Origin of the sequence: Nocardiopsis sp. NPDC006832 (genome assembly GCF_040635885.1) — a bacterium.
In the GTDB taxonomy this organism is placed as follows: Bacteria; Actinomycetota; Actinomycetes; order Streptosporangiales; family Streptosporangiaceae; genus Nocardiopsis.
This window is the reverse complement of record NZ_JBEYLC010000004.1, coordinates 12356-28877: the sequence shown is the minus strand read 5'-3', so window position 1 is coordinate 28877 and position 16522 is coordinate 12356. Positions and strand designations below refer to the sequence as shown.

Annotated in this window: 16 protein-coding genes; 5 read left to right on the top strand and 11 right to left on the bottom strand. The window is 69.5% G+C overall.

The features are described 5' to 3' along the window. Nucleotides 1-15 precede the first annotated feature (15 nt). On the top strand, nucleotides 16-1431 hold the full coding sequence (locus tag ABZ717_RS02935; protein ID WP_358505019.1) for an aminobutyraldehyde dehydrogenase: 1416 nt from the start codon (nucleotides 16-18) through the stop codon (nucleotides 1429-1431). Nucleotides 1432-1503: 72 nt separating this feature from the next. On the opposite strand, the gene ABZ717_RS02930 is transcribed toward ABZ717_RS02935, so the two are convergent. Continuing rightward, nucleotides 1504-2010, bottom strand: coding sequence for an NUDIX hydrolase (locus ABZ717_RS02930; RefSeq protein ID WP_358504634.1), 507 nt, complete (start codon nucleotides 2008-2010; stop codon nucleotides 1504-1506). Between the two features lie 117 nt (nucleotides 2011-2127). Here ABZ717_RS02930 and ABZ717_RS02925 point away from each other — a divergent pair, with 117 nt between their 5' ends. Next, nucleotides 2128-2685, top strand: a complete 558-nt coding sequence (locus ABZ717_RS02925) for an AAA family ATPase (RefSeq protein WP_358504631.1) — start codon at nucleotides 2128-2130, stop codon at nucleotides 2683-2685. Nucleotides 2686-2738: 53 nt separating this feature from the next. Here the strand turns inward: ABZ717_RS02925 and ABZ717_RS02920 are convergent, their stop codons facing one another. Beyond that, nucleotides 2739-3359, bottom strand: a complete 621-nt coding sequence (locus ABZ717_RS02920) for a TetR/AcrR family transcriptional regulator (RefSeq protein ID WP_358504628.1) — start codon at nucleotides 3357-3359, stop codon at nucleotides 2739-2741. A 211-nt stretch (nucleotides 3360-3570) separates the two neighbouring features. Then, entirely contained in the window at nucleotides 3571-4407 is an 837-nt protein-coding gene (gene ddaH / locus ABZ717_RS02915; RefSeq protein ID WP_358504625.1) for a dimethylargininase, read from the bottom strand. Nucleotides 4408-4670: 263 nt separating this feature from the next. Between ddaH and ABZ717_RS02910 the strand changes: the two genes are divergently transcribed. Then, nucleotides 4671-5765 (top strand): zinc-binding dehydrogenase, encoded by a 1095-nt coding sequence (locus tag ABZ717_RS02910; RefSeq protein WP_358504622.1) that lies wholly within the window; start codon nucleotides 4671-4673, stop codon nucleotides 5763-5765. 102 nt (nucleotides 5766-5867) lie between these two features. Here ABZ717_RS02910 and ABZ717_RS02905 read toward each other — a convergent pair whose 3' ends face one another. From ABZ717_RS02905 to ABZ717_RS02880, 6 genes are all read right to left on the bottom strand, one after another. Next, complete coding sequence (locus ABZ717_RS02905) at nucleotides 5868-7577, bottom strand: dihydroxyacetone kinase family protein (RefSeq protein WP_358504619.1); 1710 nt, start codon at nucleotides 7575-7577, stop codon at nucleotides 5868-5870. A gap of 40 nt (nucleotides 7578-7617) precedes the next feature. After that, nucleotides 7618-8493, bottom strand: a complete 876-nt coding sequence (locus ABZ717_RS02900; RefSeq protein WP_358504616.1) for a dihydrodipicolinate synthase family protein — start codon at nucleotides 8491-8493, stop codon at nucleotides 7618-7620. A gap of 62 nt (nucleotides 8494-8555) precedes the next feature. Next, nucleotides 8556-10067 (bottom strand): tripartite tricarboxylate transporter permease, encoded by a 1512-nt coding sequence (locus ABZ717_RS02895; protein ID WP_358504613.1) that lies wholly within the window; start codon nucleotides 10065-10067, stop codon nucleotides 8556-8558. Then, nucleotides 10064-10567, bottom strand: a complete 504-nt coding sequence (locus ABZ717_RS02890; RefSeq protein WP_358504610.1) for a tripartite tricarboxylate transporter TctB family protein — start codon at nucleotides 10565-10567, stop codon at nucleotides 10064-10066. Before ABZ717_RS02890 ends, ABZ717_RS02895 begins: the two co-directional genes overlap by 4 nt. A 5-nt stretch (nucleotides 10568-10572) precedes the next feature. Continuing rightward, on the bottom strand, nucleotides 10573-11544 hold the full coding sequence (locus tag ABZ717_RS02885) for a tripartite tricarboxylate transporter substrate binding protein (protein WP_358504607.1): 972 nt from the start codon (nucleotides 11542-11544) through the stop codon (nucleotides 10573-10575). An 88-nt stretch (nucleotides 11545-11632) separates the two neighbouring features. Beyond that, nucleotides 11633-12301, bottom strand: a complete 669-nt coding sequence (locus tag ABZ717_RS02880; protein WP_358504604.1) for a GntR family transcriptional regulator — start codon at nucleotides 12299-12301, stop codon at nucleotides 11633-11635. Between the two features lie 451 nt (nucleotides 12302-12752). Here ABZ717_RS02880 and ABZ717_RS02875 point away from each other — a divergent pair, with 451 nt between their 5' ends. Together ABZ717_RS02875 and ABZ717_RS02870 are read left to right on the top strand one after the other, a co-directional pair. Next, on the top strand, nucleotides 12753-14411 hold the full coding sequence (locus ABZ717_RS02875) for an FAD-binding dehydrogenase (RefSeq protein WP_358504602.1): 1659 nt from the start codon (nucleotides 12753-12755) through the stop codon (nucleotides 14409-14411). Nucleotides 14412-14587: 176 nt separating this feature from the next. Then, nucleotides 14588-15238 (top strand): Uma2 family endonuclease, encoded by a 651-nt coding sequence (locus ABZ717_RS02870; protein ID WP_358504599.1) that lies wholly within the window; start codon nucleotides 14588-14590, stop codon nucleotides 15236-15238. 52 nt (nucleotides 15239-15290) lie between these two features. Here ABZ717_RS02870 and ABZ717_RS02865 read toward each other — a convergent pair whose 3' ends face one another. Then, entirely contained in the window at nucleotides 15291-15539 is a 249-nt protein-coding gene (locus ABZ717_RS02865; protein WP_358504596.1) for a hypothetical protein, read from the bottom strand. A gap of 16 nt (nucleotides 15540-15555) precedes the next feature. Further along, nucleotides 15556-16464 (bottom strand): SPFH domain-containing protein, encoded by a 909-nt coding sequence (locus ABZ717_RS02860; RefSeq protein ID WP_358504593.1) that lies wholly within the window; start codon nucleotides 16462-16464, stop codon nucleotides 15556-15558. Nucleotides 16465-16522: the final 58 nt, after the last annotated feature.

Genomic DNA, 16522 nt, shown 5'->3' with positions numbered 1-16522 from the left:
AACAGCCACGAGCCCCTGCACAGCCTGGTCGGCGGCAAGCCCCTGCACCCGGCGGGTGACGCGACCCTGGACCTGGTCGACCCCGTCACCGGACAGGTGGCCGGTCGGGCCGGGATCTGCGGGCCCGCCGAGGTGGAGTCCGCCATGGACTCCGCCGCACGCGCCTTCCGGACCTGGCGCCGGGCCACACCGGCACAACGTCAGGACGCCCTGTTGGCGATCGCCGACGCCCTGGTCGAACGAGCCGAGGAGTTCGCCGACGCCGAGTGCCGCGAGACCGGCAAGCCGCGCGCCTCGTTCCTGGACGAGGAGATCCCGTTCTGCGTGGACACCCTGCGGTTCTTCTCCGGGTCCGCCCGACACCTGGAGGGCAAGGCCGCCGCCGAGTACGCCACCGACCGCACCTCCTGGGTCCGCCGCGAACCGGTGGGCGTGTGCGTGGGCATCACCCCATGGAACTATCCGCTGATGATGGCGGTGTGGAAGATCGGTCCAGCGCTGGCCGCGGGCAACACGGTGGTGCTCAAACCGGCGGAGAGCACGCCCACCACCACGGTCCTGCTCGCCGAGATCGCCGCACGGGCGCTTCCCGCCGGTGTGGTCAATACGGTGGTGGGCGACCGTGACACCGGCCGCCTGTTGGTGGAACACCCGGCCACGCGCCTGGTGTCGGTCACCGGTTCGACCCGGGCGGGGGCGCAGGTGGCCAAGGCCGCCGCGGACGACATCAAGCGCGTGCACCTGGAGCTCGGCGGCAACGCCCCGGCGGTGGTCTTCGACGACGCCGACGTGGCCGGCGCCGCCGCAGGTGTGATCGCGGGCGGTTTCCTCAACGCCGGACAGGACTGCACCGCAGCCACCCGCGTCATCGTCCAAGAGGGGGTGCACGACGCGTTCGTCGCCGAACTGACCCGTCTGGCGTCGGCCCAGGTCACCGGCCTGCCCTCGGACCGAGAGAGCGACTTCGGGCCGCTCAACAACGCCGACCAGTTCAACCGTGTCACCGGACTGTTGGAACGCCTGCCCGCGCACGCACGAGTGGAGACGGGTGGTCACCGGGTGGGCGAGGCCGGGTTCTTCCTGGCGCCCACGGTCGTGTCCGGGCTGCGCGCCGACGACGAGATCGTGCTGGAGGAGGTCTTCGGCCCGGTCGTGACCGTGCAGCGCTTCGCGGACGAGAGCGAGGCGATCGAACTGGCCAACGGGGTCGAGCAGGGACTCGCCTCGTCGGTGTGGACCCGTGACCACGCGCGGGCCCTGCGGGTCTGTGCCGAGCTGGACTTCGGCGCGGTGTGGCTCAACACCCACGGCGACCTGCTCTCGGAGATGCCGCACGGCGGCTTCAAGCGGTCCGGGTACGGCAAGGACCTGTCGGCCTACAGCCTGGAGGACTACACCCGCGTCAAGCACGTGATGAGCGCCCTGGCCTGACGCCGTACGCGGATCCGCCCGGGTCCAGGGCGGATCCGCGTGTGCGCAGGTGGCACCGGATGTCGTGGAGGCTCAGTCCACCACCGCAAGGGCCTGCTCGCGAACAGGAAATCGCCACCGCTGTTCGGCGACCTTCGCAGCCCTCTTGAACTGTTCCCGTGCCGGCGCACCCCAGTCGAGCAGGCGCTCGGTTTCAGGCAGGGAACACCGGCGCCGGATGTGAACCCGGCCGTTGTCCGGGTCCGGGGCTCGCTCGCCGACCGCGACCAAGCGGGCGGCCATTCTCAGTTGGGCACGCAGTGGCCGCTCGTCAGCCTCGCTCACGCTCTGATAGCCCAGGTACACGGCGTCGTCAAAGCGGACTTGGACCTCTTCCCACACTTCCCGCTCCAGCGTGGCAACGGAACCCTGATCGATCTCGGGCTCTGGTGTCCCTCCCGGCAGGTTCCACGCACCGGGTTCCTCGTCGTAGAGCACGACCACGCGCCCCAGGTCGTCGAACACGTACCCGTACACCTGCGTGACGGGCAGGTCTGCCGGGGGATACTGGTCGCCGTGCCAGAGGTAGCTGAGGGCCATATCCCGAACCTAAAGGTCTCCGACGTCCTAGATGGTGTGATCACACGGATCCGCCCATGTCGGGGATTCGGGACCGGCTCGCTGCGGCCCTTGGGTGATGTGCTCTGGCCTAGGGTCATGACCATGACTCCGCTGGGAGGCGACGAACTCCACCCCTGCCGCCCTCGGTTGATCGTGCTGCGCGGAAACTCCGCGTCGGGCAAGAGCACCGTCGCCCGAGAGCTGCGGGCGAGGTACGGGCGCGGCCTCGCGATCATCCCCCAGGACGTGGTGCGTCGCGACATCCTCAGGGAGAGGGACCTCCCGGGCGGCGTCAACATCGACCTGCTCGACCTCATGGCCCGCCACTCTTTGGAACACGGCTTTCATGTGGTGGTGGAAGGCATCCTCTACGTCGACCATTACGGGGACATGCTCACCCGCTTGGTGGGCGACTACCGGCAGACGGCGCACTGCTATTACTTCGATGTCCCGTTCGCGACCACACTGGAGCGGCACGCCACCAAGCCCATCGCCGACGTGGTCGGGGAAGCCGAACTGCGCCGGTGGTGGCGGCCTCGCGACCTGCTCCCCGACGGAGTGGAGAAGCTCATCGACGAGCACAGCGGCGTCGAGCACAGCGCGGTGCGGATCCTGAACGACTGCGGCTTGGTGACGCGGGAGCCCCGCGTCTGAGCGCTCGTCCCCTCAAGAGATTCACCCACCGACTTCGATGCTCGGGCCGCTTTTCAGACCCCGGCGGGTCCGCGCGTGCGCAGGTGGGACCAGGTGAGTTCGGCGACGTGTCCGGCCATGGTGTCGGGGGTCTCGTCCGGGTGGTCCAGGAGCCAGTCGGCGAAGGCATCGGCGGTGCTCACCGCCACCCGGGCCAGTAGTTGGGCGTCTCGGGCGTCCATGTCGCCGTAGTCGTCGCGGGTGCAGGCGGTGATGAGGTCGGCCATCTCCGCGGTGACACGGTCGCGCACGCGGACGGTCTCGGCCTCGAAGGGCTGTCCCTGGGCGGCGGCGCGCCGGTAGAGCACGGTCCAGCTCTCGCGGTTGTCGACCACGAACGCGAAGAAGGCGCGTATGCCTCGGCGCAGCGGATCGTCGTCGGCGGGGTGGGGCGCGTGCACGGCGCCGCGGATGGCCTCGATGAGTCGTTCCATCTCCCGGCGCACACAGGCGGTGAAAATGCCCTCCTTGGAACCCAGGTAGTGGTACACGGTCGGTTTGGAGGTCCCGGCGGCCGCCGCGATCTCCTCCACGCTGACGGTGTGGTAATCGCCCCGGGAGAACGCGGAGACGGCGGCGTCGATCAGTTGTTGTTCCCTGACCTGGCGCGGGAGTCTGCGTTGTTTGGTCGTCACGGGAACCGACCCTAATGGGATCGATGGAAGTGGCGTGGGGACGCCGGAGGCGAGTGGGGCCGCGTGTCTCGGGGCCGCCCGGCGTCGCGCGTGTGACCTGTGCGCCCGTGCCCGCAATGGTTTCGCCGGGTGGCACATCCCACATTCGGGCATGTTTGAGTGGGCGGATTCCGCACGGTGGTGCGCGGCGTCCGCCCCTTTCGCTCGGTCCTCAGGAGGGTGGGTCGCGCAGTTCCAGGGTGCAGCACTTGGCGCCGCCCCCGGCCTTGCGGAGTTCGTCGAGTTCGATCGGGTGAACCGTGTATCCCAGGGCGCGGATCCGGTCGGCGAGCGCGGTGGCCTCGGCGGCGATGACCACGTTGTGGCCGTCCGCGACGGCGTTCAGGCCCAGGACGGCGGCGTCCTCCTCGGTGGCCAGGAGAGCGTCGGGGTACAGGGCGCCCAGCACCCGGCGGCTGCCCTCGGAGAACGCGCCCGGGTAGTAGGCGATCCGCCGCCCCGACAGAGCGAACAGCGCGGTGTCCAGGTGGTAGAAGCGCGGGTCGACCAGTTGCAGGGTGACGACCGGTCGGTCCAGGAGTCGTTCGGCCTCCTGGTGGGCGGCGGCCTCGGTGCGAAAGCCCGTGGCCGCCAGGATGACGTCGTCCAGGGTGATGAAGTCGCCCTCACCCTCGTTGACGTGTTTGGGTTCCTTGGTCTCCACGAAGCCGGCCTTACGGAACCAGTCGAGGTAGGCGGGCCCTTCGGGGGTACGTTCGGCGCTGGCGAACCGGGCCCCGTAGACCCGACCGTCCACGACCAGGCCACCGTTGGCGGCGAAGACCATGTCGGGCAGGCCTTCGATGGGGGCTATCTCGCTCACGCGGTGTCCCAGGGACAGGTAGAGGTCGCGGAGCCCCTCCCATTGGCGAACGGCGCGGTCGCGGTCCACGATCAAGGTGGGGTTCATCCAGGGGTTGATCGCGTATTCCACCGCGAAGTAGGTGGGACGGCACATCAAATAGTGCCGGGGCGCCGCCACCGGCGCCGGGTCTGTGGGTGGAGCCATGGAACCTCCCCATCGAGGTGCCCCGGAGGCCGAACGGCCCGCGGTGGTTCAGGCCTTTACCACCGCGCGTTTCCGGGCGGACATTCATTGGATACCCACACCGTGCGGGCGCCAATATCGACTTTTCCACGAACCTCCCTGAAACGGACTTTTCCGGGCGTGGGCGCGCCTCGCCCGGCCCATTCGAGCACACCCCCGACCAACAGACCGACCGGCCGGTATTGTTAGAGTCGCGCCAGTTCCCCGATTGGAGTACCCCCATCATGAGCACGACCGTCAAGGCCGCCGTCTTCCACGAGACCGACGCACTCCCCCAGATCCGTTCCCTGGTCCTGCCCGACCCCGGCCCCGGACAGGTACGGGTACGTCTGGCGGCGGCGGGCGTGTGCCACTCCGACCTGTCACTGTCCAACGGCACCCTGGCCCAGTCCTGGCCCGCCGTCCTGGGCCACGAGGGCGCCGGCACCGTCGAAGAGGTCGGCCCCGGGGTCGAGCACCTGACGCCCGGTCAACAGGTCGTCCTGAACTGGGCGCCCGCCTGCCGGGAGTGTTGGTTCTGCCTCCAAGGGGAGCCCTACCTGTGCGAGCACGCCCTGGACGGCACCCTGGTCCCCTACGCCGAGCTGACCGACGGCACCCCCGTCTACGCCGGCTTGAGCACGGGAGCCTTCGCCGAGGCCACCGTCGTCTCGGCCAAGGCCGTGATCCCGCTTCCCGACGGGATCGACCCGGCGGTCGGGGCCATGCTGGGATGCGCGGTGGTCACCGGATGGGGCGCCGTCAACAACGCCGCGCGCCTGCGCGAGGGACGGTCCGCGGTGGTCCTGGGGCTGGGCGGGGTCGGTCTGTCCGTGCTCCAGGCCGCCCGGATGGCCGGGGCCGGCCCCCTCATCGCGGTGGACGTCTCCCCCGACAAGGAGGAGTTGGCCCGTTCCCTGGGCGCCACCGACTTCCTGGTCGCCGATGGAAGCACCCACAAGGCCGTGCGAGGGCTGACCGGCGGGCGCGGGGCCGACCACGCCTTCGAGGTGGTGGGCAAGGCCCAGGTGGTGCGCACGGCCTGGAACAGTGTGCGCAGGGGCGGGACCGTGACCGTGGTCGGCCTCGGATCGGTCAAGGACGAGGTGTCCTTCAACGCCCTGGAACTGTTCCACCAGGGTCGTACCGTCCAGGGATGCGTGTACGGCTCCAGCGACCCCGACCGCGACATCCCGCTGTTGGCCGAGTCGGTGCGTTCCGGTGATCTGCGCCTGTCGGCGATGGTCACCGACGAGATCCCCTTGGACGGTGTCCCCGAGGCCTTCGAACGCATGCGGCAGGGCAAGGGCGGCCGGTCACTGGTGCGTTTCGGGGCTTGACGGAGGGGGCTCGGGAGCCCGTGGTGTCGGACCGACATCACGGGCTCCCGAGCGGCGGCGTCCCCATGGTGTTCCCCTCACGGCACACCACGGGGACCCGTCTCAGGACAGGACGTCGCGCAGTTCCTCCAGGAACCGCAGGAGGGCGACCGAACCGGGGTCACGCTCACCGGCCCCGCGTTCACCCACCCAGGCCGCACGGCCCTTGGCCGACGTCAGTCCACTGGTCTCCTCCACCGCGCGTCCGGCCGCGGACACCGCGTCCCGGGCGGCCGCCTTCGGGTCCCGGGCGTCGGCCAACGCCTCCTCCACCAGCAGCAGGCCGTCCACGAACGTCTTGTCGCCGGGCTCGGCTCCGCCCCTCTCCCGCACCCTGCGGGACACGGCGCTGGTGAGGCGCTCGGCGTCACGGACCGACACGGAGGCAAGCTCCTCGGACTCGGCCGCCGCGGCGAGCAGACCCGCGCCGGTCAAGGCCGCGAACGTGGAGGGGTTGGCCGCCGCGAACGCCGTCGCCGCGGTGCGCAGCACGTCGGCGTGGTGCGCGTCCTCGGGCAGTGTCAGCAGCGCCTCACGAACGGCCGACGCGCCCGAGGAGACCGTGATCCCCAGGTCGCCGTCGCCGAGCCGCGAGTCCAGCAGACGCAGCTCCTCCGCGTGGGCGGGCATGCGCTCCATGACGGCGATCAGGGTGGTGCGCAGCGCGCTGACCGAACCGGTGCGGCGCACGGCGGGGGCCGCTCCCGCACCGGACTCGGTGCCCGGCGCACGCGTCTCCTCGGTAGGCGCGCTCGGCGCGGGAGTGTTGCCCTGGCCGAAGAACGGGGAGGCCGCCGGGGCGTCGACCAGTTCGGCCAGTTCGTCGTCGAGCGACAGCACGGAGACCGAGGCCCCCGCCATCTCCAGGCTCGTCGCGAACTCGCCGATGTAGCGCCGGTGGATGAGCACGCCACGCTCCCCCAGGACCTGGTGGACCCGACGGTAGATCAGGTAGAGCTCCTCCAGCGGAGTGGAGCCCAGTCCGTTGACCAGGACCGCGACCCGATCCCCCGCCTCGGGTTCCAGTTCGCCGAGGATCTCGGTGAGGAAGCGGTCGGTGATCTGGTCGGCGGTCTCCAACGGGCCCCGGTGGCTCCCGGGTTCGCCGTGGATGCCGATCCCGACCTCCATCTCCCCCTCGTCGAGGGTGAAGGTGGGCTCCCCCGCGGCGGGCAGGATGGTGGGCGACAGGCCCACGCCCATCGTGCGTGTGGCGTCCACGGTGCGTTGGGCGACCGACCGCACCTTCTCCAGGTCGTCGCCGCGTTCGGCGGAGGCGCCCGCCGTCTTGTAGGCGAAGAACAACCCCGCCACCCCGCGCCGGGTCGCCTCCTTGCCACGGGGCGCGGACAGCACGTCGTCGGTCCCCAGAACGGTCGCCGTCGCCACGCCCTCCGCCGCGACGACGTCCCCGGCCAGGTCGAAGTTGTAGACGTCACCGCCGTAGTTGCCGTACAGGTACAGCACCCCGGCCCCACCGTGGCTCGCGCGTGTGGCGGCGGCGATCTGTTCCGCGGACGGGGAGGAGAACACGTTGCCCACGGCCACACCGGTGGCCAGGCCCTGCCCCACGTAGCCCAGGAACAGGGGCAGGTGGCCGGAGCCGCCCCCGGTCACGATGCCGACGCGTCCCCGGACGGGCGCGTCGGCGCGCACCAGCGCCCTGCGGTCCCCGGTCGCCGCGCGCAGCCGGTCGGGGTGCGCCATGAGCAGCGACTCGGTGACCTCGTCGACGAAGTCCTCGGGCCGGTTGATGATCTTCTTCAGCGCCATGAGCGCTCACACACCTCTCGCACTAGCACCGTCGTCGGGTTCAGGCCAGGGCCAAGGCCCGCGCGGTCTCCTTGAGGACCTCCAGGTCGGCCTCGGAGACGGCGTCGCCGCACACACGGGCGGGCCCGGCGGAGATCCCCTGTACTTCCAGGCCCGCCTTCAGGTGCGGGATGCTGCCGCTCTTGACCGCCGCCACGGCGCGCTCCACCAGGGGCTGTGCGGCGCGCACTCCTTCGACGTCACCGCTGTTGAGGGCGTCGCGCAGCGCCACGAACGGCGTGGGGAAGACGGAGGAGACACCCGAGACCACGCCAAGGCCGCCCGCGCGCACGAACTCCTCGAAGGCGATGTCGTTGCCGGACAGGACGTCGAACCCCTCGGGAGCCCGCGCGAGGTAGGCGGCCACCGACTCGTCGCTCTCCCCGCTGATCTTCACGCCGCGGACACCGGCCTCGTGCAGACGACGCAGCACCGAGGGGTCCGCCGGGGTGGTGGAGCGTGCCCGGAACAGGTAGGCGTGCACCTCGGCGTCGCCGGCCGCCGCCACCAGGCGCTCGTAGTAGCGCACCATCGCGTCCTCGGGCGAGGGCAGGAAGTAGGGGGTGATGGCCGCCAGCCGGGTCGCCCCGGCGGCCACGGAGGCACGGACCAGGGACTCGGCCTGACGAGGCGCGGCCGCGCCGACGTGGGCGTAGACCCCCTCTGGCCCGAAGACGTCCAGGGCCAGGCGGATCACCTCGATGCGCTCGGCGTCGTCGAGGGCGGTGAACTCGCCGGTGGTGCCGGCGACGAACACACCGTCGACCCCGCGGTCGCGCACCGCGGTGAACAGCGCGGTGGCGCTGCCCGGGTCGAGGGCCTCGTCGAGGGCGAACGGGGTGGGCAGGGCGGTGATCACCTTGGCGGGGACGGACATGGGTTTTTCTCCTCGGGTGGAAAAGGGGCGAAAAGGGTGCGGAAAGGGTGGCCGCCGCCGGGTCAGGACGTCGGAGTGGCGGCGCGCTCGGCGGATCGGGCACGGCGTGCGAGCCAGGCGTTGCGCACCGGAGGCACGATGAGGGCGAGCGCGCTCACGGCCAGCAGACCGAGCGCGATGGGGCTGGTCAGGATGTTCGCCGGCCCACCGATCTCCAGGGCTCGGCGCAGGTTGCCCTCGGCAAGACCACCGAGGATCAGGCCCAGGACGACCGGGCCGGGCGGGATACCGAAGCGCTTCAGGAACAGGCCGACGACACCGAAGACGAGCATCACGGCCACGTCGAAGACGCTGTTGTTCACGGCGTAGGTACCGACCATGCAGAACACGAGGATGACGGCCCACAGGAAGTGCTGCGGCAGTTCCAGGAGCTTGGCCACACCGCGCATGCGCAGGACGCTGATCACGAGTGCGACCACGGTCGCGATGAGCATGATCCCGGCGATGCTGTAGACCAGGTCGGGCTGGTTGGAGAACAGGGACGGGCCGGGTTGGATGCCCCAGACCACCATGGAGCCGATCATCACGGCCATCACGGAGTCGCCGGGCAGGCCCAGGGCCAGGGTCGTGGTGACCGAACCGCCGAGGGTGGAGTTGGACGAGGTGTCCGCGGCGGTGATGCCCTCCAGCGATCCCTTGCCGAACTCCTCGGGTCGCTTGGAGAGACGGCGCGCCTGGTCCCAGCCCAGGATCCCGGCGATGTCACCGCCGGTGGCGGGCACGATGCCGACCACGCCGCCCACGCCGCTGCCGATGGCCATCGGCTTGAGCATGGTGCGCCAGTCCCGACGGGTGGGGAACCAGCGACCGAACTCCTTGATCGGTTCCACCCCCTTGCCCTTGCGGTGCACGAGGATCTGGTTCATCACCTCGGCGATACCGAAGAGGCCGATGATCGCGGCGATGAAGGGGATGCCGTCGGACAGCTCGGACGCACCGAACGTGAACCTGGGCGTACCCGTGATGGGGTCCCGGCCGACGGTGGCCAGGAGCAGACCGAAGCCGCCCGCGATGAGGCCCTTGACGATCCGCCCGCCGGACACACCGATCATCATCGTCAGACCGAACACGACCAGCGCGAACATCTCGGCGGGGCCGAAGTTCAGGGCCAGCCTGGACAGCGGGATCGCGGCGACCATGAGCAGGACGACGCCGACGAGCGTCCCCCACGCCGAGGCGAACGCGGACGAGGTCAGCGCCAGTCCCGCCTTGCCCTGGCGGGCCATGGCGTAGCCGTCGAAGGTCGTGGCGATGGACGCCGGGGTGCCCGGGGTGTTGACGAGGATCGCCGGTACCCGGTCACCGAAGTTCGCCGACACGTAGATCGTCAGCAGGACCGCCAACCCCGGAAGCGGGTCCAGGGAGAGCGTGAAACCACTGGCCAGGGCGACGGCCATGGTGGCGGTCACACCGGGGAAGGCGCCGACGAGCATGCCCAGCAGGGCGCCCGCGGCGATGCACAGCAGGACCAGGGGGTCCAGAAGGGCGCTGAAGCCCTCGACGATCGGACTCATAGTGGCACTCTCAGGAGGACGCCGAATAGAAGGTAGAGAATCGCGGTCACGACGATCGGGAAGAGGAGCAGTGCCTTCCACCCGCGGCCGCCGCCCAACCAGGTCAGGGCGATGAACAGCAACGCCGTGGAGACCCGGAAGTCGATGAAGTACCAAAGGACGCCGTAGCCCACGATCGAGGCGAGCATCGCGGTGAGCCGCCACGTCCCCTCGCCGGTGGCCTCCTCGGGCACGTCCTCCTCCACCGTGACGGTCGGGCGCAACAGCGCCCCCACGGCCAGGCACACGCTCAGCACCAGGACGAGTGCGGCCAACATCTCCGGCCACCATCTCGGGCTGAACTGGGTGAGGCGGGCCCCTTCCGGGACCTGCGAGGCCAGGACGAAGGCGACCACGGCGAAGGCCGCGGCGGCCAAGGCGGGAATCAGGTCCCGCAGTCTGCGTCCCGGGCGCGCCGCGCTCGTGGCGGGCGCGTCCGGGTTCGTGGTCGTGTCACCCATGGGGCTCAGTCCTGGCTTTCGAGCAGCTCACCGAAGCGGGTGTACTCCGCGTCGACGAACTCGGCGAACTCGTCCGAGGGCACGTTGACCGGGATGTTGCCCGAGTCGGTGATGATCGTCTGGAACTCCTCGGAGGAGGCCGCCTCGGTGAACGCCTCCTCCAGCGTGGAACGGACCCCGTCGGGCAGGCCGGTCGGCGCGCCGATGCCGCCCCAGCCACCGATCACGATGTCCACATCCTGCTCGGTGGCGGTCTGCACGTCGGGCAGCGACTCGGAGGGCTCCGTGTCGAAGACGGCCAGGACACGGAGCTGGTCGTCGGCGTGCGCCGGAGCGGTCTCGGAGATGCCCGCGACCACGGCGTCGACCTGACCGCCCACGGCGGCCGTGACCGCGGGGGCGCCGCCGTCGAAGGGCACCGGCTGGAACTCGGTGTCGGTGACCTGGCCCAGCTCGGTGGTGGCGGCCTCCCAGATGGAACCGGCGCCCGAGTTGGAGACCGAGATGGAACCGGGCTCGGCGCGAGCGGCCTCGACGAGGTCGTCCAGGGTCTCGTAGGGGCTGTCCTCGGGGACGGCGATGGTGGCGGGCACCGACACCATCTGGCCGATGAGGTCGTAGTCGGCCGGGTCGACCTCGTAGCCCTGGTATCCGAGCATGACGCTCTCGACCGGCAGGTAGCCGATGGTGTAGCCGTCGGCGGACTGTCCGGCGAGGTTCTCCAGGCCCACGGACCCGGCGCCGCCGCTGCGGTTCTCCACGACGATGCCCTGTCCCAGGGTGTCCTCCATTTCGGCGGCCAGGGTGCGGGCCGCCAGGTCGGAGGCGCCGCCTGCGTCATAGGGCACGACGAGGGTGAGTTCCTGGCTGGGGTAGTCCGAGGCGTCCTCGCTGACGCCGCCCCGGTCGGCGCAACCGGCGGTGAGGGCGGTGACCGCCAGTGCGGCCGCGGACAGGCGGAAGATGGTGGAACGCATGGTGTTCTCCGTTTTCGGTGGAACCGGCTCCGTGGAAGGGTCGCGGAACATGGGCCGAGGGTCTTGGGGACGGGACCGTCCCGTGGGGTCAGTTGGACGTGGGCTGCGTGTAAGGGGCTCTGAGCCGGAGCCTGGCGTTGTCCAGGTGGCCGCGGAGCTCGTCGAAGACGGCGTCGGGCTCACCGGTCTCGATCAGGTCGGCGAGGATCTCGTGCGCGCGGACGGAGGGGCCCAGGTCCTCGTAGCGCTCGTTGGAGGCCAGCAGGAGCACCTCGATGGTGGGCCGGTACTGCGCCCACACATCGGCGAGGCGCCGGTGGCCGGCGACGTCGTAGAAGACCGAGTGGAAGTGCACGTCGGCGGTGGTGAAGGCGTCGGGATCCCGGTTCTCTCGGGCCTTGCGCATCCGCTCCAGGGGGGCGCGCAGGCCGTCGGTGAGCCTGTCCCGGTCCTTGTTCAGCCCGATCTCCAAGGCGAGCCGTTCGAGGGATCCGCGCAGCGAGAAGAGTTCGTCGATGTCGTCCCCGCCCAGGCCCACGACGGTGGCGCTGCGGCGGTTGGTGTCGATGAGTCCCTCGGAGGCGAGGACCTTGAGGGCGTCGCGGATGGGTCCGCGACTCAGGTCGAACTGCTCGGCCAGGTGGCCCTCGACCAGTGACGCACCGGGGGCGTAGCGCCCGGTGATGATCAGGCGCCGGAGTTCTCCGGCGACCTTCTCGCCGAGTGCCCGTTGCTTGATGGGCAGGATCTCCGACATGTCGTCCTTTCGGTTAACTGTTAACGGTTAACCAGATTGGATCACAGTGTGACGCGTGTCAACTGTTGGTTCATAACGTGTTCCATGTGCCCTATGTCCGATTTCGCGGGAACCCTTGCGCCATCGGGAGTCCACGCGCTCCACGGGAGGAAAAAATAGGTTCGACACCTGGCCTCGATCGACCCCGCAGGGCGACGACCCGAACACCCACAGCAAGGGAAGAGTGTCCGCGAGATGAACGGAAAGAGTGCGCGGGATGTCCTCGCGGCCTGGCACGCTCTCGAATGTTCACCCTTCTCACGAATTCACGCTGCGCGCTCACGCCCGGTGACGGCCGGTTTGTCACACCCTGACAAAGGATGTGGCGCACGGCGCACATGCCCCTTGCCGTTGGACCCGGGCCGGTGCACAGTCTTCATCACCACGTACCAGGACCGGCGAGGAGTCACCCATGAGCACCGACCAGACCGACGCGATCGTCGTCGGGGCAGGACTGGCCGGACTGGCCGCGGCCGCCGAACTGGCCGACGCGGGAAAGCGCGTGATCCTGCTGGACCAGGAACCCGAACAGTCCCTGGGCGGCCAGGCGTTCTGGTCCTTCGGCGGACTGTTCTTCGTGGACTCCCCCGAACAGCGCCGTATGGGTGTGAAGGACTCCAAGGAGCTCGCGCTCCAGGATTGGATGGGCACCGCCGACTTCGACCGGCCCGAGGACGCCTGGCCGCGCAAATGGGCCGAGGCCTACGTCGACTTCGCCGCCGGGGAGAAGTACTCGTGGCTGCGTCAACAGGGACTGAGGATCTTCCCCGTCGTGGGCTGGGCCGAGCGCGGCGGGTACCTGGCCAACGGGCACGGCAACTCGGTGCCCCGCTTCCACATCACCTGGGGCACCGGCCCCGGCGTGGTCGCCCCCTTCGAGCGCCGGGTGCGCGCCGCCGTCGAGAAGGGACTGGTGGAGCTGCGCTTCCGCCACCGAGTGGACGAACTGGTCGTGACCAACGGGACGGTCAGCGGGGTGCGTGGCACGGTGCTGGCCCCCAGCGACGTCGAGCGTGGGCGGGCCAGTAATCGGGACGCCGTGGGCGAGTTCGAGGTGGGCGCCCAGGCGATCGTCGTCACCGCCGGCGGGATCGGCGCCAACCACGACCTGGTCCGACAGAACTGGCCCGAGCGTCTGGGAAAGGCCCCCGAGCACATGCTCTCGGGGGTACCCGCCCACGTGGACGGGCGGATGCTCGGCATCACCGAGAAGGCCGGCGGTGAGATCATCAACCGCGATCGGATGTGGCACTACACCGAGGGCATTCAGAACTGGGACCCCGTCTGGGACAAGCACGGCATCCGTATCCTGCCCGGCCCTTCGTCACTGTGGTTGGACGCGACCGGTAAGCGGCTGCCCGCTCCCTACCTCCCCGGGTTCGACACCCTGGGGACCCTGGACCACATCATGAAGAGCGGCCACGAGTACACGTGGTTCGTCCTCTCCCAGAAGATCATCGAGAAGGAGTTCGGCCTGTCGGGTTCGGAGCAGAACCCCGACCTGACCGGCAAGGACCTCAAGCTGGTGTTGCAACGGGTCCTGCCGGGCGCCCCGGGCCCGGTGGAGGCGTTCAAGCGGCACGGTGCCGATTTCGTGGTCGCCGACCGGCTTCCCGAGCTGATCCGCAAGATGAAGGAGGTCGCCGGTGACGAGGTCCTCGACGCCGACACGGTGACGCGCGAGGTGGTGGCCCGCGACCGCGAGATGGTCAACACCTTCACCAAGGACCTACAGGTCATGGCGATCCACAGCGCTCGCAACTACCGAGGTGACAAGCTCGCCCGAGTGGCGACCCCGCACCAGATCCTGGACCCGAAGGCGGGCCCGCTGATCGCCGTGCGATTGCACATCCTCACCCGCAAGACCCTGGGCGGCCTGCACACCGACCTGGACGCCCGCGTGCTGCGCGCCGACGGCACCCCGCTGCCGGGGGTGTACGCGGCCGGCGAGGTCGCCGGGTTCGGGGGTGGCGGCGTGCACGGATACCGGTCCCTGGAGGGCACCTTCCTGGGCGGCTGCATCTTCTCCGGCCGCACGGCGGGAAGGGCCGCCGCGGCGGCGCTCGGCTAGGCGCCAGATCGTGAAGGGGGTGGGATCGGCACCGGTCGGTCCCACCCCTTCTTTTTTGGCCGATACCAGGAGCCGAATGATGTGGGTTCTTATTCGCGAATTTCGCTATTTCCACCTCACGCTCCCCAGAACTCCGCAACGCTGGTCTCCATGCGAATGAGGAAGCGACGACTGTCATGACCACCGACAAGACGGACCCGGGACCGGCACCGCTCACCGTGGAGGATATGCGGAAGATTCCGGACGACGGGCGGCGCTACGAGCTGGTCGACGGGAGGCTTGACGTGTCCCCCGCCCCCGTCAGCTTCCACACACTGGCCACCGCACGTCTCACCGCCCACCTCAGCAACTGCGCGCCGTCTGGGCTCCTGATCATGGACGGTCCAGGGGTGATTCTCAATGCGGAACGCACGCGTTACCGAGTCCCGGACTTGGCCGTGATTCGTAGCGAGGATTTCCAGATGCCCTACACGACCACACCTCCGCTGCTGGCGGTGGAGGTGGTCTCACCCGAGAGCGTGTTCCGGGACCACCACACGAAACGGCAGGAGTACGCCGCCTTCGGCATTCCTTCGTACTGGGTCCTCACTCCCGATCCCGACAAGCCGAGCATCATCGAATTCCGGTTGAAGGACGGTGAGTACACGGAGGTGGCCCCGGTGTTCGGTGAGGACGTCCTGGAGACCGAACTGCCCTTCCCGGTACGGGTCGTACCGCAGTGGCTCCTGCGCTTGGACGGTGACTGGCGTCGGCACGTCGGCGGACCGAAGGAGGCGGAGGATGCGAAGACGGCGCAGGAAACGCAGAAGCCGGAGAACAGCGTGTAACCCCCACCACGACGACACGAAGCCGGGTGTCCCCCTCGGGCACCCGGCTTCGTCATGTCCGCTCCGGTCCCTCCTCGGGCTCCGCTTCGGGTTCATCGGAGGCGGCCTCGGGCTTTCGTGGTCTGCCACGACGCGGAATGTCCCGCACCTCTTTGGGCATCCGGCCCGCGTCGTCCAACGCACGGCGTAGCAGGAACTCGATCTGGGCGTTGGTGCTGCGCAACTCATGCCCGGCCCAGCGCGCGAGCGCGTCGTGGACGGCGGGGTCGAGCCGCAGCAGCACTTTCTTGCGCTCGGACAAGGCACCTCACCCGGATCTACTGGTACAGGGTCCCGGCGTTGACGATGGGGCTGGCGGGGCGGTCGGAGCACAGCACCACGAGCAGGTTGCTGACCATGGCGGCCTTGCGCTCCTCGTCCAGGTCCACCACGTTCTCGTCGGCCAGACGTTCCAAGGCGCGGTCCACGAGGCTGACGGCGCCCTCCACGATCTCGGCGCGGGCGGCGATCATCGCACCGGCCTGCTGACGCTGGAGCATGGCCTGGGCGATCTCCGGCGCGTAGGCCAGGTGGGTGAACCGGGACTCCACGATCTTCACACCCGCGGCGTCCACGCGTTCGGCGACCTCCTTGGACAGCTGCTCGGTGATGGCGTCGGCGCTGTCGCGCAGGGAGGTGCCGTCGCCCTCTCCGTAGGAGTCGTAGGGGTACTTGCCGGCGATGTGGCGCACGGCCGCCTCGGTCTGGGTGGAGACGAACTGGATGAAGTCGTCGACCTCGAAGGAGGCGCGTGCGGTGTCCTCGACCTGCCAGACCACGACGGCGGCGATCTCGATGGGGCTGCCGGAGGCGTCGTTGACCTTCATGACGGAGGTCTCGTGGTTGCGGATCCGGGTGGAGATCGCGTTGCGCACGGTGAGCGGGTTGACCCAGCGCAGGCCGTCGGTGCGGATGGTGCCGATGTAGCGGCCGAAGAACTGCACGACCTGGGCCTCGTTGGGGGCGACCATGGTCAGCCCGAAGGACAGGACGGCGCCGATCAGCGCCACGACCACACCGAGCGCGATGAGGAACATGGGCAGGTCCAGCAGCGGCAGCAGGGCGATGCCGACGCCGCCCAAGAGGAGGACCATCGCGACCACGAACATGGGGATCCCGCCGTACCCGAAGGCGGCGCGTTCGCGGTACTGGGGTTCGGGTCTGGTGACGCCGGGGGTCTCACTCATCTCGGTCCCTTCCTTAGGTGATGACTTGATCATAGCATTGTGATATCACTTTTAATGG

Bases quoted from the DNA above. Each gene is read 5' to 3' on its own strand.
- ABZ717_RS02930 (WP_358504634.1), bottom strand. From the start codon at position 2,010: ATGGCCCTCAGCTACCTCTGGCACGGCGACCAGTATCCCCCGGCAGAC.
- ABZ717_RS02905 (WP_358504619.1), bottom strand. From the start codon at position 7,577: ATGGCGCTGAAGAAGATCATCAACCGGCCCGAGGACTTCGTCGACGAG.
- ABZ717_RS02890 (WP_358504610.1), bottom strand. From the start codon at position 10,567: ATGGGTGACACGACCACGAACCCGGACGCGCCCGCCACGAGCGCGGCG.
- ddaH (WP_358504625.1), bottom strand. From the start codon at position 4,407: ATGGCTCCACCCACAGACCCGGCGCCGGTGGCGGCGCCCCGGCACTAT.
- ABZ717_RS02925 (WP_358504631.1), top strand. From the start codon at position 2,128: ATGACCATGACTCCGCTGGGAGGCGACGAACTCCACCCCTGCCGCCCT.
- ABZ717_RS02870 (WP_358504599.1), top strand. From the start codon at position 14,588: ATGACCACCGACAAGACGGACCCGGGACCGGCACCGCTCACCGTGGAG.
- ABZ717_RS02885 (WP_358504607.1), bottom strand. From the start codon at position 11,544: ATGCGTTCCACCATCTTCCGCCTGTCCGCGGCCGCACTGGCGGTCACC.
- ABZ717_RS02895 (WP_358504613.1), bottom strand. From the start codon at position 10,067: ATGAGTCCGATCGTCGAGGGCTTCAGCGCCCTTCTGGACCCCCTGGTC.
- ABZ717_RS02880 (WP_358504604.1), bottom strand. From the start codon at position 12,301: ATGTCGGAGATCCTGCCCATCAAGCAACGGGCACTCGGCGAGAAGGTC.
- ABZ717_RS02910 (WP_358504622.1), top strand. From the start codon at position 4,671: ATGAGCACGACCGTCAAGGCCGCCGTCTTCCACGAGACCGACGCACTC.
- ABZ717_RS02900 (WP_358504616.1), bottom strand. From the start codon at position 8,493: ATGTCCGTCCCCGCCAAGGTGATCACCGCCCTGCCCACCCCGTTCGCC.
- ABZ717_RS02860 (WP_358504593.1), bottom strand. From the start codon at position 16,464: ATGAGTGAGACCCCCGGCGTCACCAGACCCGAACCCCAGTACCGCGAA.
- ABZ717_RS02875 (WP_358504602.1), top strand. From the start codon at position 12,753: ATGAGCACCGACCAGACCGACGCGATCGTCGTCGGGGCAGGACTGGCC.